This window comes from Halomonas sp. CKK8 (assembly GCF_029625235.1).
Lineage (GTDB): Bacteria > Pseudomonadota > Gammaproteobacteria > Pseudomonadales > Halomonadaceae > Halomonas > Halomonas ventosae.
In genome coordinates, this window is record NZ_CP121193.1 from 145,156 (window position 1) to 170,133 (window position 24,978).

At 67.9% G+C, this 24,978-nt stretch carries 20 protein-coding genes and 2 tRNA genes; 18 read left to right on the forward strand and 4 right to left on the reverse strand.

What is annotated here, in order from left to right; all coding sequences use genetic code 11:
* The first annotated feature begins 84 nt into the window (after positions 1-84).
* Positions 85-1,236, forward strand: a complete 1,152-nt coding sequence (gene dnaJ, locus P8934_RS00720; protein WP_278032469.1) for a molecular chaperone DnaJ — start codon at positions 85-87, stop codon at positions 1,234-1,236.
* Between the two features lie 75 nt (positions 1,237-1,311).
* Here the strand turns inward: dnaJ and P8934_RS00725 are convergent, their stop codons facing one another.
* Both P8934_RS00725 and corA read right to left on the reverse strand, forming a co-directional pair.
* Positions 1,312-2,256 carry an HNH endonuclease gene (locus P8934_RS00725; protein ID WP_278032470.1) on the reverse strand — a complete coding sequence of 315 codons (945 nt, stop codon included), beginning with the start codon at positions 2,254-2,256 and terminating at the stop codon, positions 1,312-1,314.
* Between the two features lie 126 nt (positions 2,257-2,382).
* Complete coding sequence (gene corA / locus P8934_RS00730; RefSeq protein WP_278032471.1) at positions 2,383-3,348, reverse strand: magnesium/cobalt transporter CorA; 966 nt, start codon at positions 3,346-3,348, stop codon at positions 2,383-2,385.
* 183 nt (positions 3,349-3,531) lie between these two features.
* Between corA and P8934_RS00735 the strand changes: the two genes are divergently transcribed.
* The gene (locus P8934_RS00735) at positions 3,532-3,810 is read left to right on the forward strand and encodes a DUF2218 domain-containing protein (protein WP_133637645.1); all 279 of its coding nucleotides are present in this window, start codon (positions 3,532-3,534) and stop codon (positions 3,808-3,810) included.
* Positions 3,807-4,712: a DMT family transporter gene (locus P8934_RS00740; RefSeq protein WP_278032472.1), complete on the forward strand. Its 906-nt coding sequence runs from the start codon at positions 3,807-3,809 to the stop codon at positions 4,710-4,712. Before P8934_RS00735 ends, P8934_RS00740 begins: the two co-directional genes overlap by 4 nt.
* Here P8934_RS00740 and P8934_RS00745 read toward each other — a convergent pair.
* Positions 4,709-6,658, reverse strand: coding sequence for an MBL fold metallo-hydrolase (locus tag P8934_RS00745; RefSeq protein WP_278032473.1), 1,950 nt, complete (start codon positions 6,656-6,658; stop codon positions 4,709-4,711). The genes P8934_RS00740 and P8934_RS00745 overlap by 4 nt on opposite strands.
* A 123-nt stretch (positions 6,659-6,781) precedes the next feature.
* Between P8934_RS00745 and dapB the strand changes: the two genes are divergently transcribed.
* From dapB to greA, 4 genes are all read left to right on the forward strand, one after another.
* Positions 6,782-7,588, forward strand: a complete 807-nt coding sequence (gene dapB / locus P8934_RS00750; protein WP_278032474.1) for a 4-hydroxy-tetrahydrodipicolinate reductase — start codon at positions 6,782-6,784, stop codon at positions 7,586-7,588.
* A 452-nt stretch (positions 7,589-8,040) separates the two neighbouring features.
* Positions 8,041-9,186, forward strand: coding sequence for a glutamine-hydrolyzing carbamoyl-phosphate synthase small subunit (gene carA / locus P8934_RS00755; RefSeq protein WP_278032475.1), 1,146 nt, complete (start codon positions 8,041-8,043; stop codon positions 9,184-9,186).
* Positions 9,187-9,240: 54 nt separating this feature from the next.
* Positions 9,241-12,486: a carbamoyl-phosphate synthase large subunit gene (gene carB / locus P8934_RS00760; RefSeq protein WP_278032476.1), complete on the forward strand. Its 3,246-nt coding sequence runs from the start codon at positions 9,241-9,243 to the stop codon at positions 12,484-12,486.
* Positions 12,483-12,959 carry a transcription elongation factor GreA gene (gene greA / locus P8934_RS00765; protein ID WP_133637650.1) on the forward strand — a complete coding sequence of 159 codons (477 nt, stop codon included), beginning with the start codon at positions 12,483-12,485 and terminating at the stop codon, positions 12,957-12,959. Before carB ends, greA begins: the two co-directional genes overlap by 4 nt.
* Before the next feature lie 130 nt (positions 12,960-13,089).
* Here greA and P8934_RS00770 read toward each other — a convergent pair whose 3' ends face one another.
* Complete coding sequence (locus P8934_RS00770; RefSeq protein WP_278032477.1) at positions 13,090-13,416, reverse strand: YhbY family RNA-binding protein; 327 nt, start codon at positions 13,414-13,416, stop codon at positions 13,090-13,092.
* 193 nt (positions 13,417-13,609) lie between these two features.
* On the opposite strand from P8934_RS00770, the gene rlmE reads away from it, so the two are divergent.
* The 11 genes from rlmE (at position 13,610) to infB (ending at position 24,975) form a co-directional block, all read left to right on the forward strand.
* Positions 13,610-14,275 carry a 23S rRNA (uridine(2552)-2'-O)-methyltransferase RlmE gene (rlmE, locus tag P8934_RS00775; RefSeq protein ID WP_133637652.1) on the forward strand — a complete coding sequence of 222 codons (666 nt, stop codon included), beginning with the start codon at positions 13,610-13,612 and terminating at the stop codon, positions 14,273-14,275.
* A 199-nt stretch (positions 14,276-14,474) separates the two neighbouring features.
* Complete coding sequence (gene ftsH, locus P8934_RS00780) at positions 14,475-16,439, forward strand: ATP-dependent zinc metalloprotease FtsH (RefSeq protein ID WP_278032478.1); 1,965 nt, start codon at positions 14,475-14,477, stop codon at positions 16,437-16,439.
* A 135-nt stretch (positions 16,440-16,574) separates the two neighbouring features.
* Entirely contained in the window at positions 16,575-17,369 is a 795-nt protein-coding gene (gene folP / locus P8934_RS00785) for a dihydropteroate synthase (protein ID WP_278033978.1), read from the forward strand.
* Complete coding sequence (gene glmM / locus P8934_RS00790) at positions 17,362-18,711, forward strand: phosphoglucosamine mutase (protein ID WP_278032479.1); 1,350 nt, start codon at positions 17,362-17,364, stop codon at positions 18,709-18,711. Before folP ends, glmM begins: the two co-directional genes overlap by 8 nt.
* An 83-nt stretch (positions 18,712-18,794) precedes the next feature.
* Positions 18,795-19,544 (forward strand): triose-phosphate isomerase, encoded by a 750-nt coding sequence (gene tpiA, locus P8934_RS00795; protein ID WP_278032480.1) that lies wholly within the window; start codon positions 18,795-18,797, stop codon positions 19,542-19,544.
* A gap of 4 nt (positions 19,545-19,548) precedes the next feature.
* Positions 19,549-19,908 (forward strand): preprotein translocase subunit SecG, encoded by a 360-nt coding sequence (gene secG, locus P8934_RS00800; protein WP_106232277.1) that lies wholly within the window; start codon positions 19,549-19,551, stop codon positions 19,906-19,908.
* Positions 19,909-19,931: 23 nt separating this feature from the next.
* Positions 19,932-20,018 (forward strand) — tRNA-Leu (locus tag P8934_RS00805).
* Between the two features lie 111 nt (positions 20,019-20,129).
* Positions 20,130-20,206, forward strand: a tRNA-Met gene (locus tag P8934_RS00810).
* Positions 20,207-20,423: 217 nt separating this feature from the next.
* Positions 20,424-20,882 carry a ribosome maturation factor RimP gene (rimP, locus tag P8934_RS00815; RefSeq protein WP_106232276.1) on the forward strand — a complete coding sequence of 153 codons (459 nt, stop codon included), beginning with the start codon at positions 20,424-20,426 and terminating at the stop codon, positions 20,880-20,882.
* A gap of 43 nt (positions 20,883-20,925) precedes the next feature.
* Positions 20,926-22,419, forward strand: coding sequence for a transcription termination factor NusA (gene nusA, locus P8934_RS00820; RefSeq protein ID WP_133637657.1), 1,494 nt, complete (start codon positions 20,926-20,928; stop codon positions 22,417-22,419).
* A 27-nt stretch (positions 22,420-22,446) separates the two neighbouring features.
* On the forward strand, positions 22,447-24,975 hold the full coding sequence (gene infB, locus P8934_RS00825; RefSeq protein WP_278032481.1) for a translation initiation factor IF-2: 2,529 nt from the start codon (positions 22,447-22,449) through the stop codon (positions 24,973-24,975).
* The last annotated feature ends 3 nt before the right edge of the window (positions 24,976-24,978 follow it).

Genomic DNA, 24,978 nt, shown 5'->3' on the forward strand with positions numbered 1-24,978 from the left:
ATCTGAACCACGGATGACGCCAGCGCGGGGGCCTGACTCCCGCGTTGGTGTTTCCGCAGAGTCCCTACGGAGGCGGACAGACTCATGTCCAAGCGTGACTACTACGAAGTACTGGGCGTCGAGCGCGGTGCCGACCAGAAGGACATCAAGAAGGCCTACCGACGCCTCGCCCAGAAATTCCACCCGGACCGCAATCCGGAGGATGACACTGCGGCGGAGAAGTTCCGCGAGGTCTCGGAGGCCTACGAGGTCCTGAGCGACAGCGAGAAGCGCGCCGCCTATGACCAGTTCGGCCATGCCGGCGTCGACGAGCAGGCCGGTGGCTTCGGCGGAGGCGGCTTCGGCGGTGCCGGGGCCGGCGGCTTCAGCGACATCTTCGGCGACGTGTTCGGCGACATCTTCGGCGGGGGCGGCGGGCGCCGCCACCCCAACGCGCCGCAGCGCGGCAGCGATCTTCGCTACAACCTCGAGCTCGACCTCGAGGACGCCGTGGCCGGCACCAGCGTGGACATCCGCGTGCCGCGCCACATCGAGTGCGAGCGCTGTGACGGCGGCGGTGCCGAGCCGGGTTCCAGCAAGGAGACCTGCCCGACCTGTAACGGCATGGGCCAGGTACGCATGCAGCAGGGCTTCTTCGCCGTGCAGCAGACCTGCCCGACCTGCCACGGCAGCGGCCAGCACATCAAGGTGCCGTGCCACAAGTGCCACGGCGAGGGCCGGGTGCGCGAGACCCGCACCCTCTCGGTGAAGATCCCGGCCGGCGTGGATACCGGTGATCGCATCCGCCTCAACGGCGAGGGCGAGGCCGGCATCAACGGGGGCCCGCCCGGGGACCTCTACGTCCAGGTGGCGATCAAGCCGCACCATATCTTCGAGCGCGACGGCCGCCACCTGCAGTGCGAGGTGCCGATCAACTTCGTCGACGCCGCGCTCGGCGGCGAGCTGGAGGTGCCGACCCTGGACGGCCGGGTCAAGCTCAAGATCCCGCCCGAGACCCAGACCGGCAAGCTGTTCCGCCTGCGCGGCAAGGGCGTCAAGCCGGTGCGTGGCGGCCCGCCGGGCGACCTGCTGTGCAAGGTCGTGGTCGAGACCCCGGTCAAGCTCAACGAGGAGCAGAAGGACCTGTTGCGCACCTTCCAGGACAGCCTGGGCGGCAGCAACGGCCATCACCACTCGCCGAAGAAGTCGAGCTTCTTCGACGGGGTGAAGAAGTTCTTCGAGGACATGAAGCCGTAAGGGCAGTCCTGCGGAGACTGACAGGGCCTCGGTATCGCATGATGCCGGGGCCTTGTCGCGTCTGGTCCATGCCGGTCAGTGCTGCAGGTGGTCCATCCGCCATGCCAGCGCCTCGGACGTCGGTTGCCATCGCGGGTTTCTGGGTAGCACCAGTGGCTTGCCATCGAGGCGGCAGAGCCAGTCGTTGTCGGGCACCAGGGCGTCTACCGCCGGGCTGACATGCCAACGACGATCGGGGCCCGGGGCAATCAGGTGATTGTCCATCGCCCAATGCAGGTTGGGCGTAAGCGCCAGGCCGTTTGTCGGTCGATCATCCTGGCTTACGCTGAAGGGGATCAGGTGGGCCGCCTCCACCAGGTAGCGGTAGTCCGGGGTGATATAGCGCAGCCGGCTGGCCGCACAGCGGTAGTCGTAGGCATCCAGCACCAGGGTCCGAAAGGCCGCGGAGCGGGCGTACTGCTGGCTGCTTTCCTGGAGGACTCCGGCCAAGTTTTCGGGCGCCTTCTCGTATTCGCTGCTGGCCAGCGCACACTCGAGATAGTCCGCCAGGCGTCTGAAGGCCTGAGGGTCGTCGGAAAGGTAGCGCTGGGTCAGCAGCGCACAGGCCTGGCGAGCAATGTGGGCATCCTGAAGGGAGGCGAACAGCTCTGCATCGAGGTGGGCCGAGGCAAAGCGCGCTAGCAGGTTATCCAGGGACTTCGGCTGGCCAAGCTGGTCAGAGAGTGAGGCCATCTCTGGCACGTAATCCGGTGACCAGAGTGGCCCGTTGGGACCCTGGTCATTGCGCAGGTGCCAGAGGGGAAGCTGAGGATTGGCGGCGTGCCTGTTCCCCGTGGCGGCCTCATAGAGGTCGTGATAGCGGGCAAGCAGTCGCTTATCGATGACCACCTCGGGTGAGCCGACATGCCCCGACTGGATCTCGCAGATGATGGCCAGCAGCAGGCACGGCTTGTTGGGCGCCGGACCGGCCTTGCTCTGCCCCACTCTGAGCCGTGTCAGGTACTCCAGCCGCGTATCCATTGCACTCCCTCTTGCGATTCCTGTGCCCGCTGCCACGCGGCTCGATCCACTCTGCCATGCCTTGCTCCTCAGGCATGCGGTTACCCTATATCACTCATGTACTGGTGTGCACTCCGACGGCCCACCCTAGAGCCAGCCGGCGCGCCGGAAGCGCCAGTAGAGCCACCCGCAGGCACTGCCCATCATCAGCAGTGCCAGGGGGTAGCCCAGGCGCCAGTCGAGCTCGGGCATGTGGGTGAAGTTCATGCCCCAGACACCGGCGAGGATGGTGGCCACCGCGAAGATGGCGGCCCAGGCCGCCAGCCGCTTGTGCACCTCGCCCTCGTCGATCGCCACCATCGAGAGGTTCACCTGGATCGCGGTGATGGTCATCTCGCGGATGGTATCCACCGCCGACTCGATGCGATTGAGGTGGTCGTACACGTCGCGGAAGTATTCCCGGGTCTTGCGGCACAGCGCCGGCACCCGGCCGCCGAACAGTTGGCTCGCCGCCTCGCCCAGGGGCATGGTGGCATGCTTGAGCCGCATGGTCTGGCGCTTGAGCTGGTAGAGGCGTTCCAGGCTCTGGCGGGCCGACCCGCGGATGAAGATCTGGTCCTCGATGCTCTCGAGCTCGGCCTGCAGGGCCTCGACCACCGGGAAGTAGCGGTCGACGATGGTGTCCATCAGGGCATAGATCACGAAGGCGGGGCCATGTTTGAGCAGCTTCGGCTCGTGCTCGCAGCGCTGGCGGACCTCGGTGAAGCCCCGGCCCGGGTGCAGGCGCACCGAGAGCACGTACCCCGGGCCGGCGAACACCGCCACCTGGCCGGTCTCCAGCTGGTCGTCACGCATCGTGACCATGTGCATGATCACGAACAGCGCCTCGCCATACTCCTCGAGTTTGGGACGCTGGTGCCCGTTCAGGGCGTCCTCCACGGCCAGCTCGTGCAGGCCGAACACCGCCTGGAAGCGGGCCATCTCCTGCGCATCGGGCTCGTGCAGTGCCACCCACACGAAACGGTCGGGCTGGCCCAGGTAGCCGTCGATCTCGTCGGGCTTTATGTCTTGCAGGCGATGTCCCTTCTCGTAGGCCACGCAGTTGATGATCATTGCCGAGTTCTCCCGATCGGTGGTGGTGTCCTGTGCCACAGCATAGTGCCTGGGGGCGGGCACCTGTCTTGCCCCAGCCAGCGCACGTGGGATGCCGTGAAAAGGCGCCTCGGGAAAGGGGGTGGCGTTCATCGGGGCACCGTCATAGGCTGGGATTTCACCCAACGAGACGCGGAGACCGCCATGCCGATTTCACGAGCCGAGATTCCCGCCGAGGATGCCAAGGGGCTGGTCGAGCGCCTCTGCCGGGACTGGGCCGATGCCCAGCCGATCGACCGCGAGGAGACCCAGGCGCGGGTCACCTTCGACGAGGGCAGCTGCCTGCTCCAGGCCGAGCCGGATCGGTTGATCGTGGCCGTCGAGACGCTGGATGACGAGACCCTTGACCGGCTCGAGGGCAAGGTGAACGCCGCGCTCGAGGGGCTGACGGGCGTGAGCCTGGAGATCGTCTGGGAAAATTGAGCGACGGCGTCTCGCCCCGCGCCGCCCATCTCGGCATGCTGCTGTGGGCGGCGCTGGTGGGGCTGTCGTTTCCCGCGGTGGGCGCGATGAGCGAGCTGCCGCCGTTCTCGCTCACCTCGCTGCGCTTCGTCATCGCCTGCAGCGGCCTGTGGTGGCTGGCCCGGCGCTCGCCGGACTTCCTCCCCGCCTGGCGGCGGCTCCCGCTCTATGCGCTGATGGGGCTCTGCCTGGCCGGCTTCTTTGGCGCCATGTTCTGGGCGGCGCACCATGCCACGGCCCTCTCCATGGCCACCCTCTTCGTCACGGTACCGCTGCTGGCCTTCCTGCTCGGGCTGGGCTTCGGCGTGGAACGGCTGGCCTGGCGCCTGCCGGCGATCCTGGCGCTGGGGGCGGCGGGGGCGCTGGGCCTGGCCTTCGCCGAGTCCCTGGCCAAGGGCGGTCGCCTGCAGTTCGGCATCGGCGAGGCGGTGTTCTTCCTGGGCTGTCTCTCCACGGCGCTCTATCCGGTGCTCAGCAAGTGGGGGCTGTCGACCGGGCGCCTGCCGGCATCGGCGGCGGTGCGCACCTTCTGGAGCCTGGGCCTGGGCGCGGTGCTGATCGGGCTGCTGGGGCTGGCCGTCGAGCCGGTGGCGCGCCTGGCCACCATGAGCGGGCGGGACCTGCTGCTGCTGCTCTTCCTGGGACTCTTCTCCACGGCCCTGACCTTCTGGCTCCTGCAGCGCGCCACCTCGGCGCTCACCCCGGGGGCGGTCACCGCCTACAGCTACCTGGTGCCCTTCGTCTCCATGCTGCTGCTCTTCGTCCGCGAGCCCGAGCGGGTCGGCTGGGTCTGGCTGCCGGGCAGCCTGCTGGTGATCGTGGCGATCGTGCTGCTGCTGCGTAACGGCCGGGCGGCCGGCTAGCCGGTCTCCTCCTTCCCCGCGGGCTCGCCGGCCGCCTCGCCGGGAAAGGCCAGGCGAATCTCGTCGTGAAGGCGGCGGGTATCGGTGATGTGGCGGCGCGAGAAGTGGAAGGGCACCAGGCGTGCCACCCCGGCCGCCGCGGCGATCTCGCCACAGGCCCGGGCGGTCAGGTGGCCGGTACGCCGGGCCTGCTCCGCCTCGGCCGCCAGGAAGGGGGCCTCGCAGAAGAGCACCCGGGCCCCCCGGGCCAGGGCGACCAGGCGCCGGCGGTTCTCCGCGGTGTCGCCGAGGTCGGTGGCATAGACCAGCCGTTCCCCCGGCCGGGTCAGCAGCAGGGCCTGTGCCAGGCTGGCCGCGCTCCGGGTGGTGCCGTCCGGCAGCCGGATCCGGGCCTCTCCCTCGCCCGCCAGGACATGATGCTTGAGCGTGCCGAGCCACGGGCCCGGCGGCCAGCCATGGGCCTCCAGCCGCTCCTTGCGCACTGCGACCTGCCGTTCGGGCTCCAGGGCAAAGGCCAGTACCGGGGTGCCATGGTCGAGGGTGGTGGCCCGCACGCGAAAGCCGAGCTCCTCGTGCAGCAGGCCACCGGGGGCCGGGCGCGCGGGCAGGGGGGTGGGGCGCGTCTCGCCGGCGACGATCCGCCAGCGCACGAGGCGCTCACCATGCAGCTCGCCGACCTCGAAGCGGGGCGCCTTCTCGGCGACCCGGTCCCAGAGGATGCCGCTCACCAGCCCCTGCAGGTGCTCCGCCAGCCCCGGCGGGCCGTAGAGCCGGCAGGGTGGGTACTCGCCGATGCGCGAGCGCAGCAGCCACAGGAAGCCGCCGATGTGGTCGAAGTGGGCGTGGCTGATGAAGACGTCGCTGACCTGGTGGGCGAGTCGCGCCGGCAGGCGGCCGGGGTCGCCCAGGTCGAACAGCAGGCTGCGCGACTGGTGGCGCAGCCGCAGGTGCAGCAGCGGGTCGCCGAAGACGCCGTTGACCAGGGTCGCGGTGAAACTGCCGAGATCGGCCCGGGGGCGCGGGCCGTCGCGGCTCTCCAGGGGCGCGGGGGTGTCGTCCGGCCCGGGCGTCTCCGGGGCGGTTGCGTGGGGCAGGGCGGTGCCCAGCTGGCCGTCGCGGCCGCGGCGAGCATCGCGCACCACCAGGGAATGGGGCGTGCCGGCAAGCGGCGGCGTGCGAATCCGCAGCCGCTCACCCTCCAGCGCCAGGATCTCGCCGAGCCCCAGGGTGTCCCCCCGCGCGTCGAGCAGCCCCACCTGGCGCCCTGCCCAGGCCTCGGGGGCGCTGCGCGGCGGGGTGGTACCGGTCAGGGAAAGCGAGGGCAGCTCGAGCACGGCCTCCTCGTGGGCCTGCGCCAGCCAGGCGTCCCAGTCGTCGCTGCGCCGCGCGCGGCGCCAGCGTTTTCCGGGATGGCGGGCGTGCGGGGCCGGCGCCAGGGTGACGACCTCCAACCCCAGGGCGCGACACTCCTCGTGCAGCGGGAAGGGCGCCGTTTCTGCCGCCAGCACCAGCAGGGCACCGACGCCTGCGGCCTGTGCCAGCGCCGACAGCAGCTCGGCCCCGGCAGCGCCGCGTACCACCCCCGGGGCGTCCAGCAGCAGGGTGCCGGCGGGGGCCTGCTCGGCCAGCCGTCGCACCGCCTGCACCAGCGGCAACCGGAAACGGGCGGCATCCAGGGTGGCCAGCGCGGCGATCGCTTCCAGCCGCCACTCCCCGGCTTCCCAGCGGCCCAGGCAGGCCGCACCGGGTGGCCCGATGCCGGGCAGTCCCGGGTCGGCGCTCAGGCAGTGGCATGCCTGGCCCCGGGCGGCCAGGGTCGCCGCGGCGGCGCGCACCAGGGTGCTCTTGCCGCTGCCGGGCGCGCCGGCCACCAGCACGCGCTCATGGCGCTGCAGCAGGGCCAGCAGGGGGTGGTTCGCGGGTAGGTGCTCGGTCGGTGCAGGCATGGCGATGGCCCTCGGCATCGATATGCCCAGTGTGGGGGGATTGCCGAGGGGCGGCCACCCCGGTCGGGTGGCCTCTGGTATACTGGCGCCCATTCCGCAGCCATCGAATTCGCAGGAGTCCGCATGACCCGTATCGCCATCGTCGGCGTCGCCGGCCGCATGGGCCGCACCCTGGTCAACGCCGTGCAGCAGGATGCCGGGGCTACCCTGGCCGGCGGCATCGTCGAGCCCGGAAGCTCCCTGGTGGGCGCCGATATCGGCGAGCTGGCGGGGGTCGGCAAGCTGGACGTGGCCGCCGTGGACACCCTCGAGACCATCGTCGACGACATCGATGTGCTGATCGACTTCACCGCGCCGCAGGTGACGCTGGCCAACCTGGCCTTCTGCGCCGAGCACGGCAAGCGTATCGTCATCGGTACCACCGGCCTGAACGACGAGGAGCTCGCCGAACTGGACGCCTTCCGCGACCGGGTGCCGATGGTCTTCGCGCCGAACATGAGCGTGGGAGTGAACCTGACGCTGAAGCTGCTCGAGACGGCGGCAAAGGCACTGGGCGACGAGGGCTACGACATCGAGGTGATCGAGGCCCACCACCGCCACAAGGTGGATGCCCCCTCCGGCACAGCGCTGAAGATGGGCGAGGTGGTGGCCGAGAGCCTGGGGCGCACCCTCAAGGAGCATGGCGTTTTCGCCCGGGAGGGCCAGTGCGGGCCGCGCAGTGACAAGGAGATCGGCTTCGCCACCGTGCGTGCCGGCGACATCGTCGGCGAGCACACCGTGATGTTCGCCACCGAGGGCGAGCGCATCGAGATCACCCACAAGGCCTCGAGCCGCATGACCTTCGCCAAGGGCGCGGTGCGTGCCGCGCGCTGGGTGACCGGGCAGGCCAACGGCCGCTATTCGATGCAGGATGTGCTTGGGTTGGAGTGAGAGAACTTGTGGGAGCCGTGCTTGCACGGCGATGGGGTGCCCTCCGCCTATCGCGCTGCAAGCAGCACTCCCACAAATTGATGGCCTCCGCCTTTCGTCGTGCAAATCGAAGCGTCGAACCGACGACTCCCACAAAGCCCACCGCAGGCTATGGAGTGACATGGCCCCTTGGCAGCCCAGTATCGATGGCCCGGTCGGGGGTAGCCGCCGGACACCATTTCCTGTAATATCCCCAAAATTTTGGCCGGGCGCGCGGGCAAACAGCCCTCTCGAGCGCTTGTTGCTTCGGCCCAGGCATTCCGAGCGAATGACAACAAGCGGGATGAAACCGGTCTTACATCGGGTTTCGTCCCGCTTTTTTACGGGCCGGCCACCCGGGGCCCGGCCATGGCCCGCAGTATTCCTTGACGAGCTGTCTCGATAGCTCTCTATACACCTGGGAGGACGTTGCATTGAACAGACCCGCGATACTGGCCCTGGAAGACGGCAGTGTATTCCACGGCACGGCCATCGGTGCCGATGGACAAACCAGCGGTGAGGTGGTGTTCAATACGGCCATGACCGGTTACCAGGAAATCCTGACCGACCCCTCCTACACCCGTCAGATCGTCACCCTCACCTATCCGCACATCGGCAATACCGGCGTCAATGCCGAGGACGTCGAGTCCGGCGCCATCGCCGCCGCCGGCCTGGTGATCCGTGACCTCCCCCTGCTGGCCAGCAGCTTCCGCAGTGAACAGACGCTCTCCGACTACCTCAAGGGCCAGAACGTGCTGGGCATCGCCGATATCGATACCCGCCGCCTGACCCGCATCCTGCGCGACAAGGGCGCCCAGAACGGCGCGATCCTGGCGGGTGGCGAGGCCGAGGGCGACGATGCCGTGGAGCGGGCCCTGGCCGCGGCCCGCGCCTTCCCGGGCCTCAAGGGCATGGACCTGGCCAAGGTGGTCTCCTGCCAAACCCCCTACGAGTGGAGCGAGGGCGAGTGGGCCCTGGGCAAGGGGTACGCCGATACCACCCAGGGTGAACGCCCCTACCACGTGGTCGCCTATGACTACGGCGTCAAGCGCAACATCCTGCGCATGCTCGCCTCCCGCGGCTGCCGCCTCACCGTGGTGCCGGCCCAGACCCCGGCCGCCGAGGTGCTGGCCATGGCCCCCGACGGCGTCTTCCTGGCCAACGGGCCCGGCGACCCCGAGCCCTGCGACTACGCCATCAAGGCGATCCAGGAGCTCCTCGAGACCGAGATCCCGGTGTTCGGCATCTGCCTGGGCCACCAGCTGCTGGCGCTGGCCAGCGGGGCGAAGACGGTGAAGATGAATCATGGCCACCACGGCGCCAACCACCCGGTGCAGGACCTCGATACCGGCAAGGTGATGATCACCAGCCAGAACCATGGCTTTGCCGCCGACGAGGCGAGCCTGCCGGCCAACCTGCGGGCCACCCACCGCTCGCTGTTCGACGGCACCCTGCAGGGCGTCGAGCGCACCGACCGCCCGGCCTTCAGCTTCCAGGGCCACCCCGAGGCGAGCCCGGGGCCGCGCGACGTGTCGCCGCTGTTCGACCGCTTCGTCACCATGATGAAGGAACGCCGCTAGGCGCGAATCGCTCTCCATCAGACCGTCATTCATCGATTAGCCGCGGGAACCGTCATGCCCAAGCGTACCGACATCCAGAGCATCCTGATCATTGGTGCTGGCCCCATCGTCATCGGCCAGGCCTGCGAATTCGACTACTCCGGCGCCCAGGCCTGCAAGGCGCTGCGCGAGGAGGGTTACCGGGTCATCCTGGTCAACTCCAACCCGGCCACCATCATGACCGACCCGGTGATGGCCGACGCCACCTACATCGAGCCGATCACCTGGCAGGCGGTGGAGAAGATCATCGAGGCCGAGCGCCCGGATGCCGTGCTGCCGACCATGGGCGGCCAGACCGCGCTCAACTGCGCCCTGGACCTGGACAAGCACGGCGTGCTGACGAAGTACAGCGTGGAGATGATCGGCGCCAATGCCGATGCCATCAACAAGGCCGAGGACCGCGACCTCTTCGACCAGGCCATGAAGCGCATCGGCCTGGAGTGTCCCAAGGCCGAGGTGGCGCACAGCATGGAAGAGGCCTGGCGCATCCAGGCGTCGCTGGGCTTCCCGGTGATCATCCGCCCCTCCTACACCATGGGCGGCTCAGGCGGCGGCGTGGCCTACAACAAGGAGGAGTTCGAGGAGATCTGCACCCGCGGCTTCGAGCTCTCCAACAACCACGAGCTCTTGATCGACGAGTCGCTGCTGGGCTGGAAGGAGTACGAGATGGAGGTCGTCCGTGATCGGAACGACAACTGCATCATCGTCTGCGCCATCGAGAACTTCGACCCCATGGGCGTGCACACCGGTGACTCCATCACCGTGGCCCCGGCCCAGACGCTGACCGACAAGGAATACCAGATCATGCGCGACGCCTCGCTGGCGGTGCTGCGCGAGATCGGCGTCGAGACCGGCGGCTCCAACGTGCAGTTCGGCGTCGACCCCGACACCGGGCGCGTGGTGGTCATCGAGATGAACCCGCGGGTGTCGCGCTCCTCGGCGCTGGCCTCCAAGGCCACCGGCTTCCCGATCGCCAAGATCGCCGCCAAGCTGGCGGTGGGCTACACCCTGGACGAGCTGCAGAACGACATCACCGGCGGGCGCACCCCGGCCTCCTTCGAGCCCTCGATCGACTATGTCGTCACCAAGATCCCGCGCTTCACCTTCGAGAAGTTCCCCCAGGCCAACGACCGCCTGACCACCCAGATGAAGTCGGTGGGCGAGGTGATGGCCATCGGCCGCACCTTCCAGGAGTCGCTGCAGAAGGCGCTGCGCGGCCTGGAGACCGGCAACGACGGCCTCGACCCCAAGTTTCCCGAGTTCAAGCCCGGGGAGTTTTCCGACGAGGCCATGGCGCATATCAAGGGCGAGCTGCAGGCCGCCGGCGCCGAGCGCATCTTCTTCGTCGCCGACGCCATGCGCGCCGGGATGAGCGTCGACGAGGTCTTCGCGCTGACCAACATCGACCGCTGGTACCTGGTGCAGATCGAGGACCTGGTGAAGACCGAACAGGCAGTGGCGAAGCGTTCCCTCTCCGAGTTCACCCCCCGCGAGCTGTTCGCCCTCAAGCGCAAGGGCTTCTCGGATGCCCGCCTGGCCAGCCTGCTGGGGGTCGCCGAGAAGGAGTTCCGCCGCACCCGCCAGCAGGCCGGTATTCGCCCGGTCTACAAGCGGGTCGACACCTGTGCCGCGGAGTTCGCCTCGGACACCGCCTACATGTACTCCACCTACGAGGAGGAGTGCGAGGCGGAGGTCTCCGACCGCCAGAAGATCATGGTGCTGGGTGGCGGGCCCAACCGTATCGGCCAGGGCATCGAGTTCGACTACTGCTGCGTCCATGCTGCCTTCGCCATGCACGACGACGGCTATGAGACCATCATGGTCAACTGCAACCCGGAGACCGTCTCCACCGACTACGACACCAGTGACCGCCTCTACTTCGAGCCGGTGACCCTGGAGGACGTGCTGGAGATCGCCGACAAGGAGCAGCCGGTCGGCGTGATCGTGCAGTTCGGTGGCCAGACCCCGCTGAAGCTCGCCCGCGAGCTCGAGGCCGCCGGCGTGCCGATCATCGGCACCACCCCAGACGCCATCGACCGCGCCGAGGACCGCGAGCGCTTCCAGCAGATGATCGACAAGCTGGGCCTCAAGCAGCCGCCCAACGCCACCGCGCGCAGCTTCGAGGAGGCCTTCGCCAAGGCCGAGGCGATCGGCTATCCGCTGGTGGTGCGTCCCAGCTACGTGCTGGGCGGACGCGCCATGGAGATCGTCTACGACGCCTCGGAGCTCGAGAACTACATGACCCACGCGGTCAAGGTCTCCAACGACTCCCCGGTGCTGCTCGACCACTTCCTCAATGCGGCCGTCGAGATCGATATCGATGCTGTGAGCGACGGCAAGGAAGTGGTGATCGGCGGGATCATGCAGCACATCGAGCAGGCCGGCGTGCACTCCGGCGATTCCGCCTGTTCGCTGCCGCCCTACTCGCTGCCCGCCGAGGTGCAGGACGCGATGCGCGAGCAGGTCCGGCAGATGGCCGTGGAGCTCGGCGTCAAGGGCCTGATGAACGTGCAGCTGGCATGGCAGGACGGCGAGATCTACGTCATCGAGGTCAACCCGCGCGCCTCGCGCACCGTGCCCTTCGTCTCCAAGTGCATCGGCACCTCGCTGGCCCAGATCGCCGCGCGCTGCATGGCCGGCACCAGCCTGGCCGAGCAGGGCTTCACCCGCGAGATCGTGCCGCACTTCTTCAGCGTCAAGGAGGCGGTCTTCCCGTTCAACAAGTTCCCGGGGGTCGACCCGATCCTCTCGCCGGAGATGAAGTCCACCGGCGAGGTGATGGGCAGTGGCGACACCTTCGCCGAGGCCTTCTACAAGGCGCAGCTGGGTGCCGGCGAGGCGATCCCGCCCCTCGAGGGCGAGCGCAAGGCGTTCCTCTCGGTGCGTGACCCGGACAAGGCGGGAGTTATCGAGGTGGCCCGTTCTCTGGTAACCTTGGGGTTCACTCTGTGCGCGACCCGTGGCACGGCGGAGGCCCTCGAGGCCGCCGACCTGCCGGTGGAGATCGTCAACAAGGTCTATGAGGGCCGTCCGCATATCGTCGATCTGCTCAAGAACGACGAGGTCGCCTATATCGTCAACACCACCGAGGGCCGCCAGGCCATCAATGACTCCTCGGTGATCCGCCGCACCGCACTCGCCCGCAAGGTTCCCTATGCCACCACCCTGGCAGGGGCCAATGCCGTTTGCATGGCGCTCGAGTACGGCAATGCCATTACCGTGCGGCGGCTACAGGAACTGCATGCAGGAGCTACACAATGAACAAGGTCCCGATGACCGTCGCCGGTGAGAAGCGGCTTCGCAAGGAGCTCGAGGAGCTCAAGGGCGAGGCGCGGCCGAGGGTGATTGCCGCCATCGCCGAGGCTCGCGAGCACGGCGACCTGAAGGAGAACGCCGAGTACCATGCGGCCCGCGAGCAGCAGGGGTTCATCGAGGGGCGCATCCAGGAGATCGAGGGCAAGCTCTCCAACGCCCAGGTGATCGACGTCACCAAGCTGCCCCAGACCGGCAAGGTGATCTTCGGCGTGACCGTGGGCCTGATCAACCTGGAGACCGACGACGAGGTGACCTACCGGATCGTCGGCGAGGACGAGGCCGACATCAAGGCCGGTCGCATCTCGGTGACCTCGCCCATCGCCCGTGCCCTGATCGGCAAGGAGGAGGGCGACGTGGTGGTGGTGCGCACCCCCGGCGGCGAGGTCGAGTACGAGATCTCCAGCGTCGAGCACCTGTAGCCCTTCGGGCAGCTACAAGACGAAAGTGACAAGTAACAAGAAAGCCCCGCAGGCGCGAGCCTGCGGGGCTTTCGTTCTGTGAGCCAAGGAGCAAGGTGCTCCTTGCTCCTTGTTCCTTGCGCGAAGCGCGTCAGCGCCGCCCGTGGTGATTCTCGAAGCGCGTGATGTTGGAGAGCTTCGGGTTGGCCCGGGGGTTGTGGCGGTAGAGCAGGGCCATCTTGCCGATCTTCTGTACCAGCTCGGCGCCGCTCGCCGCGACCAGCTCGTCGAGCATGGCGGCGCGGTCATCGCGGTCGGGCAGGGCGAGCTTGACCTTGACCAGCTCATGGTCGCCCAGGGCGCGGTCGAGTTCGGCCAGGACGCCCTCGGAGGCCCCGTTCTCGGAGACGGTGACCACGGGGTCGAGGTGGTGGCCGATGCTGCGGAATGCTTTCTTTTGTGCCTGTGACAAGCTCATGGTATCTTGCTTCTTCCCGGTTGGCGCGCAGCGCACATGGTACGGTGAAACGCCGCGTGGCGAAAGCTCGCCGCCCTGTCTCCGCATGTTTCCTTCGACCGGTCCCGCAGGTCAGCACCCCGTCGTACCTCCACCAGGTCTTACCGGAATCCGCTCGACTGCCTGTCATTCATGGTCATTCACAGGTGATGCCGTGGCACGTTCCAACGCTTCCCGCTCCAAGGGCGCTGCCGGCAAGGCGCCGGCCAGCAAGACCAGCAAGGGCTGGCTGAAGGAGCACTTCGACGACCGCTTCGTGCAGCAGAGCTGGCAGGACGGCTATCGCAGCCGCGCCAGCTACAAGCTGCTGGCGCTTGACGAGAAGGACCGCCTGCTGCGTCGCGGAATGACGGTGATCGACCTGGGCGCCGCCCCGGGCGGCTGGAGCCAGGTGGCCGCCGAGAAGGTCGGCTCCGAAGGGGTGGTGATCGCCTCCGACATCCTCGAGATGGATGCCCTGGCGGATGTCGACTTCATCCAGGGCGACTTCACCGAGGAGCGCGTGCTCGAGGAAATCCTCGCCGCCCTCGGTGACCGGCCGGTAGACCTTGTGATGTCCGACATGGCCCCCAATATGAGCGGGATGGCGGCCATCGACCAGCCCCAGGCGATGTACCTCGTCGAGCTGGCGCTGGACCTGGCGCGCCAGACGCTCTCGCCCGGCGGCACCTTCCTGGCCAAGGTGTTCCAGGGTGAGGGGTTCGATGCCTTTCTCAAGGAGCTGCGCGGCAGCTTCACGCGGGTGGTGACCCGCAAGCCGGAGGCCTCCCGGGCACGCTCCCGTGAGGTCTACCTGCTGGCGGAAGGGTTTCGCGGCTGAGGCACGTCCTCGGCCGCACACGGGGCGCGGCTGTGATAGGCCGCGCCTAACGGGCCGATTGCCGGACAGGACGCCGCGACTGTGTCACAGTGGCGGCAGTTTCCCGCTCCGGCCGTAGGCTGGCTGAACATGTGCCGCTCATGTAGTGTCGAAGGACCAGGCATTTTCGGCCGACAGATTCTTGAATGAGGGTAGTCCCTTGAACGACATGGCGAAGAACCTGATTCTGTGGTTGGTCATCGCGGCAGTGCTGCTGACGGTGTTCAACAACTTCAGCGTCGACAGCTCACCGCAGGCGATGAACTACTCCCAGTTCGTCCAGCAGGTGCAGAACGAGCAGATCCGCAGCGTGACCATCGATGGCTACACCGTCACCGGTGAGCGTGCGGACGGCTCCCAGTTCCGGACCATCCGCCCGGCGGCGGAGGATCCCAAGCTGATGGATGACCTGCTCGCCAATAACGTCACCGTGGTGGGCAAGGAGCCCGAACAGCAGAGCCTGTGGATGCGCCTGCTGATCGCCAGTTTCCCGATCCTGCTGATACTGGCCATCTTCATGTTCTTCATGCGCCAGATGCAGGGCGGTGGGGCCGGCAAGGGCGGCCCGATGAGCTTCGGCAAGTCCAAGGCCAAGCTGCTCTCCCAGGACCAGATCAAGACCACCTTCTCCGATGTCGCCGGCTGTGACGAGGCCAAGGAGGAGGTCGAGGAGCTGGTCGACTTCCTGCGTGACCCGACCAAGTTCCAGCGCCTGGGCGGCACCATTCCGCGTGGTGTGCTGATGGTGGGCCCGCCGGGCACCGGCAAGACCCTGCTCGCCAAGTCCATCGCCGGCGAGGCCAAGGTGCCGTTCTTCTCGATCTCCGGCTCCGACTTCGTCGAGATGTTCGTCGGCGTGGGTGCCTCCCGCGTGCGTGACATGTTCGAGCAGGCCAAGAAGCAGGCGCCCTGCATCATCTTCATCGACGAGATCGACGCCGTGGGCCGCTCGCGCGGTGCCGGCATGGGCGGCGGCAACGACGAGCGCGAGCAGACCCTCAACCAACTGCTGGTCGAGATGGACGGCTTCGAGGCCAACGAGGGCATCATCGTCATCGCCGCCACCAACCGTCCCGACGTGCTCGACCCGGCGCTGCTGCGCCCGGGCCGCTTCGACCGCCAGGTGGTGGTGCCGCTGCCGGACATCCGCGGCCGCGAGCACATCCTCAACGTGCACCTGCGCAAGGTGCCGCTGGCCGACGACGTAAAGCCGTCGCTGATCGCGCGCGGCACGCCCGGCTTCTCCGGTGCCGACCTGGCCAACCTGGTCAACGAGGCCGCACTGTTCGCCGCACGGCGCAACAAGCGCCTGGTGAGCATGGAAGAGCTCGACATGGCCAAGGACAAGATCATGATGGGCGCCGAGCGCAAGTCCATGGTCATGACCGACAAGGAGAAGCTCAACACCGCCTACCACGAGTCGGGCCACGCCATCATCGGCCTGGTGATGCCGGAGCACGACCCGGTCTACAAGGTGACCATCATCCCCCGCGGCCGGGCGCTGGGCGTGACCATGTTCCTGCCGGAGGAGGATCGCTACAGCCTCTCCCGCCAGCAGATCATCAGCCAGATCTGCTCGCTGTTCGGCGGCCGCATCGCCGAGGAGATGACGCTGGGGCCGAACGGTGTCACCACCGGCGCCTCCAACGACATCAAGCGGGCCACCGAGCTGGCGCACAACATGGTCGCCAAGTGGGGCCTCTCCGAGGAGATGGGACCGATCATGTACGACGAGGACGAGTCCCACCAGTTCCTCGGCGGGCCCGGCCAGGGCGGCAAGCTCAAGTCCGGCGAGACCACCTCCAAGCTGGACAAGGAGGTGCGCAAGATCATCGACGGCTGCTACGACCAGGCCAAGAAGATCCTCGAGGAGAATCGCGACAAGCTCGACGCCATGGCCGAGGCGCTGATGAAGTACGAGACCATCGACTCCCATCAGCTCAAGGACATCATGGACGGGCGGGATCCGCGGCCCCCCGAGGGTTGGGATGACCCGAGCAGCGGGGCGCCCTCGGGCGGCGAGCCGCGCCCCGAGCCCGCCCCGGAGTCGAGCGACGATGCCGAGGACGACGAGACGCCCAGGCGTCGGCCCTCCGACCCGCTGGGTGGCCCGGCCGGCAGCTGAGGCCGTCCGCCAAGCAACCACAGGCGCCCTGCGGGGCGCCTTTGCCGTTCGACCGACAGGAAGACGATGGATACCCGAACACCGACGCATCTGCCGTGTGGCCGGCACCGGCTCGACCTCTCCTTTCCCCGCATCATGGGGATCCTCAACGTCACCCCCGACTCCTTCTCCGACGGCGGCCGCCATGCGGTGCCGGATGACGCCTTGCGTCATGCCGAACGGATGCTGGCCGAGGGGGCCGCGATCATCGACGTGGGCGGCGAGTCCACGCGCCCCGGTGCCGAGCCGGTCTCGGTCCAGCAGGAGCTGGACCGGGTGGTGCCGGTGGTGGAGGCCCTGGTGCGCGAGTTCGATGCCTTGGTCTCGGTGGATACCAGTACCCCCGAGGTGATGCAGGCGACGGCCCAGGCCGGCGCCGGCATGCTCAACGACGTGCGCAACCTGCGCCGTGAGGGGGCGCTCTCGGCGGCAGTTGCCAGCGGGCTGCCGGTATGCCTGATGCACATGCTCGGCGAGCCCGGCGACATGCAGGACGACCCGCGCTACGACGTGCCGGTGGAGGAGGCCGTGGCCGCCTTCCTGGGCGAACGGGTGGCGGCCTGCGAGGCGGCCGGCCTGCGACGCGAGCGCATGCTGCTCGACCCGGGCTTCGGTTTCGCCAAGTCGGTGGAGCACAACCTGCGCCTGCTCAGGCACATGGATCGCCTGGAGGCGCTCGGGCTGCCGCTGCTGGTGGGCATGTCGCGCAAGAGCATGATCGGCAAGGTGCTGGGGCGGCCGGTGGAGGAGCGCCTCTCTGGCGGCCTGGCGCTCTCCGCGCTGGCGGTGGAGCGCGGCGCCCGCATCCTGCGCGTCCACGACGTGGGGCCCCACGTGGACGCGGTGAACATGACCTGGGCCGTACTCGAGGAAGGCAGGACGCATGACTAGACGCTATTTCGGCACCGATGGCATCCGCGGCACCGTGGGGGAGTCTCCCATTACCGCGGACTTCATGCTCAAGCTGGGCTGGGCCACCGGCCGGGTGCTGACCCGGGACAAGGGGCGTGCCCGGGTGATGATCGGCAAGGACACGCGGATCTCTGGCTACATGTTCGAGTCGGCCCTGGAGTCCGGGCTCTCCGCCGCCGGCGTCGATGTGATGCTGCTGGGGCCGATGCCGACGCCGGCCATCGCCTACCTGACGCGCACCTTCCGCGCCGACGCGGGGATCGTCATCTCGGCCTCGCACAACCCCTTCCAGGATAATGGCATCAAGTTCTTCTCCGCCGCCGGTACCAAGCTGGCTGACGAGGTCGAGACACGCATCGAGGCCATGCTCGAGGAGCCGCTGACCACCGTGGCGCCGGATCGCCTGGGCAAGGCGATGCGGGTCGACGACGCCCCCGGGCGCTACATCGAGTTCTGCAAGTCCACCATTCCCGACCGGCTCAGCCTGCATGGCCTGAAGATGGTGGTCGACTGCGCCCACGGCGCCACCTATCACATCGCCCCCAGCGTGTTTCGCGAGATGGGTGCCGAGGTCAGTCTGATCGGCGCCACCCCGGACGGCCTCAACATCAACCAGGAGGTGGGCTCGACTCACCCCGCCGCGCTGCGGGCGGCGGTGATCCAGCAGGGGGCCGACCTCGGGGTGGCCTTCGACGGCGACGGCGACCGGGTGCTGCTGGTGGATGCCGACGGCCGCGAGATCGACGGCGACGACATCCTCTACCTGATCGCCAGGGATCGCCATGCCCGGGGGGAGCTGGGCGGTGGCGTGGTGGGGACCCTGATGTCCAACTTCGGCCTGGCGGCCGCCATGGAAGAGCTCGAGATCCCCTTCGAGCGCGCCAAGGTGGGCGACCGCTACGTCATGGAGCGGCTGTCGACCCACGGCTGGCAGCTGGGTGGCGAGTCCTCCGGCCATATCGTCTGCGGTCACGTGCAGACCACCGGCGACGGCATCGTCTCGGCGCTGCAGGTACTGGCGATCATGGTCCGCGAGCAGCAGTCGCTGGGTCGCCTGCTGGCCGGCCTGCAGAAGGCTCCCCAGGCGCTGGTCAACGTGCGCCTGACGCCGGGCAGCGATGCCAAGGCGCTGCTCGAGCAGGCCTCCCTCAGGCAGGCGGTGAGCAGCCTGGAGGCGGAACTCGGTGACCAGGGGCGCGTGCTGCTGCGGGCCTCGGGCACCGAGCCGCTGATCCGCGTGATGGTCGAGGGGCGTCCCCACCTGGACGTCGACGCCCTGGCGCGTCGCCTGGCCGACGACGTCGAGTCGCTGCTCGGCTGATCGGAGGCGGGTATCCCGGGGCCGGTTGTCTTGACCGGGCCCCTCCTATACCATTTCGCACCACCTTGAAAGAGGACCCCCCCATGCGCATGCCGCTGATCGCCGGTAACTGGAAGATGAACGGCTCCCTGGCCCTGGTCGAGGAGTTCGGCCGGGCCTTCGCCGATGTCTCCCTGCCCGTGAGCGTCGAGGTGGCGCTGATGGTGCCCTTCCCCTTCCTGGACGCGGCGGGCCGGGCGCTCGGCGAGACGTCCGTGACGGTCGGCGCCCAGACGCTCAGCGACCATCCCTCGGGGGCCTTCACCGGCGAGGTCAGCGCGGCGATGCTTCGCGAGTGCGGCGCCCGGCTGGTGCTGGTCGGCCACTCCGAGCGGCGCACCCTGTTCGGCGAGGATGATGCCGCGGTGCTGGCACGGGTCAAGGCGGCCCTCGCCGAGTCGCTCACGCCGGTGCTGTGCGTCGGCGAGACCCTCGAGGAGCGCGAGGCCGAGCGCACCGAGGCGGTGGTGCTGGGCCAGGTCGAGGCGGTGTTCAATGCCCTCGATGCGGCCGAGCGCGCCCGCCTGGTGGTCGCCTATGAGCCCGTGTGGGCCATCGGCACCGGCCGTACGGCGAGCCCCGAGCAGGCCCAGGCGGTGCATGCGGCCATCCGTGGGTGCCTGGCGCGCTACGACGCTGGCCTGGCCGGCGGCATGCGTCTGCTGTACGGCGGCAGCATGAAGGCGGATAATGCCGCCGAGCTGCTCGCCCAGCCCGATATCGACGGCGGCCTGGTGGGCGGTGCCTCGCTCAAGGTCGACGATTTCCTAGCCATTTGTCAGTCAGCAGGTTGAATCCATGCAAGTTGCCATTCTCATGACCCACGTGGCGATCGCCATCGCCCTGGTCGTCCTGATCCTGCTGCAGCAGGGCAAGGGCGCCGAAGCCGGTGCCGCCTTCGGTGGCGGTGCCTCCCAGACCGTGTTCGGCTCGCGGGGCAGCGGCAGCTTCCTGGCGAAGTTCACCGGGCTGCTGGCCGTGGCCTTCTTCGCCACGTCCCTGACCCTGGCCTACTTCGCCTCCCAGGCGGGCGAGGCGCCGGAGGCCGGCATTCCCGATGCCGAGCTGATCGAGCAGCAGAATGCCGTCCCGACCCTTGACGATGCCGGTGGGGATGTGGATAATACGGCGCCAGCGCTGGAGGAAAGCGGCGACTGACGTCGTCATCCAGCCTCCCCGATGCCGAAGTGGTGGAATTGGTAGACACGCTATCTTGAGGGGGTAGTGACCTTACGGTCGTGCGGGTTCAAGTCCCGCCTTCGGCACCATATGCGAAGCGCTCGACGCAGTCGTCGGAGCTTCGAAGCAGGATTGGCAGTATGCGGTGTTGCCGCTTGACGAAGTCGTCATGCGGGCTTACAATCACCGGCCTAGATTGATGCGGGGTGGAGCAGTCTGGTAGCTCGTCGGGCTCATAACCCGAAGGTCATCGGTTCAAATCCGGTCCCCGCTACCATCTTCCTGGCAGGCATGCAGAGGTTAGAGGGGCATGCCAGAGAGCCGAAGTGGTATACAGGTTTCTTGTGAAAGCCCCTTCCTGTGAAGGGGCTTTTTGTTAGCAGCTTGCCGGCCGGAGACGGCGGCGCTGCTCCGGGCAACGCCAATCAGCCACCTGACTCTTCTCTTCACTCCCGGCCAGGTGCCTGATGCAACGGCTGTAGGAGCTTTCTTCCGTGGCAATCAAGGATGCTGCGCTGCATGCGCTGATCGAGCCGGTGGTCTCCGCCATGGGGTTCGAGCTATGGGGCATCGATCATCTGTCCCAGGGCAAACATTCCCGTCTGGTGATCTATATCGATCATGAGGACGGGGTGAGCGTGGACGATTGCGCCGACGTCAGCCGCCAGGTCAGTGCGGTGCTCGATGTCGAGGACCCGGTGCCCGGCGAGTACCGGCTGGAAGTCTCCTCGCCGGGCATGGACCGGCCGCTGTTCACCCTCGAGCAGTTCGAGCGCTACGCCGGTCATGTGGTGGCCGTGAAGCTGCGCCTGCCCTTCGACGGGCGGCGCAAGTTCCAGGGGCTGCTGGCCGGGGTCGAGAGCGACGAGGTACTGCTGCAGATCGACGGCGAGGAGTATTGCTTTCCCATCGAGGGCATCGATCAGGCGCGGGTCGTCCCGCAGTTCACGTGATGGGCTCGGTGCATAAGGACAGGTTCACTGGCGAGGCTAAGGCATGAGTAAAGAAATTCTGGCGGTCGTCGACGCGATCTCCAACGAGAAGGGGGTCAACCGCGAGGTGATCTTCGAGGCCGTCGAGGCGGCCCTGGCCAGTGCATCGCGCAAGCGCTTCGAGGACGAGGAAGCCAGCGTGCGCGTGCACATCGACCGCGAGACCGGCGACTACGAGACGTTCCGTCGCTGGGAGGTGGTCGAGGACGATGACTTCGACGGGCCCGATGCCCAGATCAAGCTCTCCTTCGCCGAGCGCCGTGACCCGCCCCTGGGGCTGGGCGACGTGGTCGAGGAGCGCATCGAGAACGCCTCCTTCGGCCGGATCGCCGCCCAGACCGCCAAGCAGGTCATCGTGCAGAAGGTGCGCGAGGCCGAGCGGGCCGAGGTGGTACGCCAGTATGCCGAGCGCGAGGGCGAGCTGGTCGCCGGCATCGTCAAGAAGACGACACGCGACGGCCTGATCATCGACCTGGGCGAGAATGCCGAGGCCTTCCTGCCGCGCAGCGAGATGATCCCCGGCGAGCGCTACCGCATGAACGAGCGGGTCCGCGCGCTGCTCACCAAGGTCGACCCCGAGGCGCGCGGCGCCCAGTTGATCCTGTCGCGTACCTGTCCGGAGCTGATCATCGAGCTGTTCAGCATCGAGGTGCCGGAGATCGCCGAGCAGCTCATCGAGATCAAGGGCGCGGCACGCGACCCGGGCTCGCGGGCCAAGATCGCGGTCAAGACCAACGACCGGCGCATCGACCCCGTGGGGGCCTGCGTGGGCATGCGCGGCTCGCGGGTGCAGGCGGTCTCCTCGGAGCTGCAGAATGAGCGCGTGGACATCGTGCTGTGGGACGACAATCCGGCCCAGCTGGTGATCAACGCCATGGCGCCCGCGGATGTCGCCTCGATCCTCGTCGACGAGGAGGCCCACGCCATGGACGTGGCCGTCGCCGAGGACAACCTGGCCCAGGCCATCGGCCGCAGTGGCCAGAACGTGCGTCTGGCCTCCGAGCTCACCGGATGGCGTCTCAACGTCATGACCGAGGAGGAGGCCGAGGACAAGCGCGACCAGGAGATCGACAGCCTGGTCGAGCATTTCATCCAGCACCTGGACATCGACGAGGACGTGGCGCGCCTGCTGGTGGAGGAGGGTTTCACCTCCCTGGAGGAGGTCGCCTACGTGCCGGTCGAGGAGATGCTGGAGATCGAGGAGTTCGACGAGGAGCTCATCGAGGAGCTGCGCGCTCGCGCCAAGGATGAACTGCTGAACCTGGCCATCGCCTCCGAGGAGGAACTCGATGGCGCCCAGCCGGCCGACGACCTGCTGGAGATGGACGGTATGGAGCGCCATCTGGCCTTCATCCTGGCCAGTCGAGACATTGTCACCATGGAGGACCTGGCCGAGCAGTCCGTCGATGACCTGCTGGACATCGAGGGAATCGACGAGGAGCGCGCCGCGGCACTGATCATGACTGCCCGTGCGCCATGGTTCGAGAACGAACAGTAAACGGGTCACGGGCTGAGGAGGGTCGTAATGTCAGAAATGACCGTTAAGGATTTTGCAGCGAAGGTGGGGCGCGACGTTCCCCGCCTGCTGGAGCAGATGAAGGAAGCCGGGCTCGGTCAGAAGTCCGAGAGTGATGCCGTGTCCGAGGAGGACAAGCGTCAGCTGCTCGACTATCTCACCAAGAGCCACGGCGGCAGCGGCGCTGGGGCGAAGAACCGCATCACCCTGACGCGCAAGACGCGCAGCCGCATCAAGACCGGCGAGCGCGGCAAGAGCATCGAGGTGCAGGTGCGCAAGAAGCGCACCTACGTCAAGCGTGCCGAGGAAGAGACCAAGCCGGAGCCGACGGAAGACGCCGGGCCGCGCCAGCTGGTGGGCGACATGGCCGATTCCCAGCAGGCCCAGGCCGCCAAGGATGCCCGCGAGGCCGAGGAAGCCAAGGCGCGTGCCGCCGAGGAGTCCGCCCGCGAGGCCGCGGCCAAGCTCGAGGCCGAGAAGGCCGCCACCGAGCCCGAGATTCCGGTGCCGGAACTCGACACCTCCCAGCCCGCGGAGGAGCCCCCGGCGCCGCCCAAGGAGGGACGCCCCGAGCCGCGCCGCGCCGCCGTCAAGAAGGCGACCACCAAGGCCGGCGCCGGCAAAAAGGGCCGTGGCGAGCGCGACGACGACGATCGCGGTGACCGCGAGGAGCGTCGCCGTGGCGGCAAGAAGGCCAAGCGCGCCGAGCGTCGTGGTGGCCGCCGCGGTGGCGCCGGCCAGGGCGGTGGCGGCAAGCACGGCTTCCAGAAGCCGACCCAGCCGATCGTCCGCGAGGTCTCCATCCCCGAGTCGATCAGCGTCGCCGACCTGGCCGACAAGATGTCGATCAAGGCGAACGAGGTCATCAAGGCCATGTTCACCATGGGCGCGGCGGTGACCATCAACCAGACCATTGACCAGGACACCGCGGCCATCGTGGTCGAGGAGATGGGCCACAAGCCCAAGCTGGTCAAGGACGATGCGCTGGAGACCGAGGTCCTCGAGGGCATCTCCTACGAGGGCGAGGAGATCACCCGTTCGCCGGTGGTCACGGTCATGGGTCACGTCGACCACGGCAAGACCTCGCTGCTCGACTATATCCGCAAGGCCAAGGTGGCGACCGGCGAAGCCGGCGGCATCACCCAGCATATCGGTGCCTATCACGTGGAGGACGCCCACGGTGGCGTGACCTTCCTGGATACCCCGGGCCACGCGGCGTTCACCGCCATGCGTGCCCGCGGTGCCAAGGCCACCGACGTGGTCGTGCTGGTGGTGGCCGCCGATGACGGCGTCATGCCCCAGACCATCGAGGCGATCGAGCATTCGCGGGCCGCTGAGGTACCGATGGTGGTCGCGGTCAACAAGATCGACAAGCCGGGCATCGACCTGGACCGGATCAAGAACGAGCTCTCCCAGCACGGCGTGATCTCCGAGGAGTGGGGCGGTGACACCCAGTTCGTGTATGTCTCCGCCCACACCGGCGAGGGCATCGACGACCTGCTGGAGTCCATCCTGCTGGTCTCCGAGGTGCTCGAGCTCAAGGCCGTCCCCGAGGCGCCCGGCAAGGGCGTCGTCGTCGAGTCGCGTCTCGACAAGGGCCGCGGCCCGGTGGCCACGGTGCTGGTCCAGAACGGTACCCTGAAGAAGGGCGACATCGTGCTCGCCGGCCTGCACTACGGCCGAGTGCGCGCCCTGACCAACGAGCTGGGCAAGCAGGTCGACGAGGTTGGCCCGTCCATGCCGGTGGAGATCCAGGGCCTGGACGGCACCCCCGAGGCGGGTGACGACTTCATGGTGCTGGCCGACGAGAAGAAGGCCCGCGAGGTCGCCAACTTCCGTCAGGGCAAGTACCGCGAGGTGCGCCTGGCGCGCCAGCAGAAGGCCAAGCTGGAGAACATGTTCAGCCAGATGGGCCAGGACGTGGCCGCCAAGCTCAACATCGTGCTCAAGGCCGACGTCCAGGGTTCCCTGGAGGCGATCAAGGGCGCCCTGGAAGAGCTCTCCACCGACGAGGTGGAAGTGGCCGTGGTCTCCTCCGGCGTGGGCGGCATCACCGGTACCGACGCCAACCTGGCGCTGGCCAGTGACGCCATCGTGGTCGGCTTCAACGTGCGTGCCGACGCCGCGGCCCGCGAGATCATCGAGCGTGAAGGCCTGGACCTGCGCTACTACAGCGTCATCTACCAGCTGATCGACGAGGTCAAGCAGGCCATGAGCGGCATGCTGGCGCCGGAGTGGAAGGAAGAGATCGTCGGCGTGGCCGAGGTTCGCGACGTCTTCCGCGCACCCAAGATCGGCGCCGTGGCCGGCTGCATGGTGGTCGAGGGCAGCGTCTTCCGTAACAAGAAGATCCGCGTGCTGCGCGACAACGTGGTGATCTACGAGGGCGAGCTCGAGTCCCTGCGCCGCTTCAAGGACGACGTCCAGGAAGTGCGCAACGGCATGGAGTGCGGCATCGGCGTGAAGAACTACAACGATGTCCAGGTCGGCGACAAGATCGAGGTCTTCGATCAGGTCAAGGTCGAGCGGACCCTCTAAGGG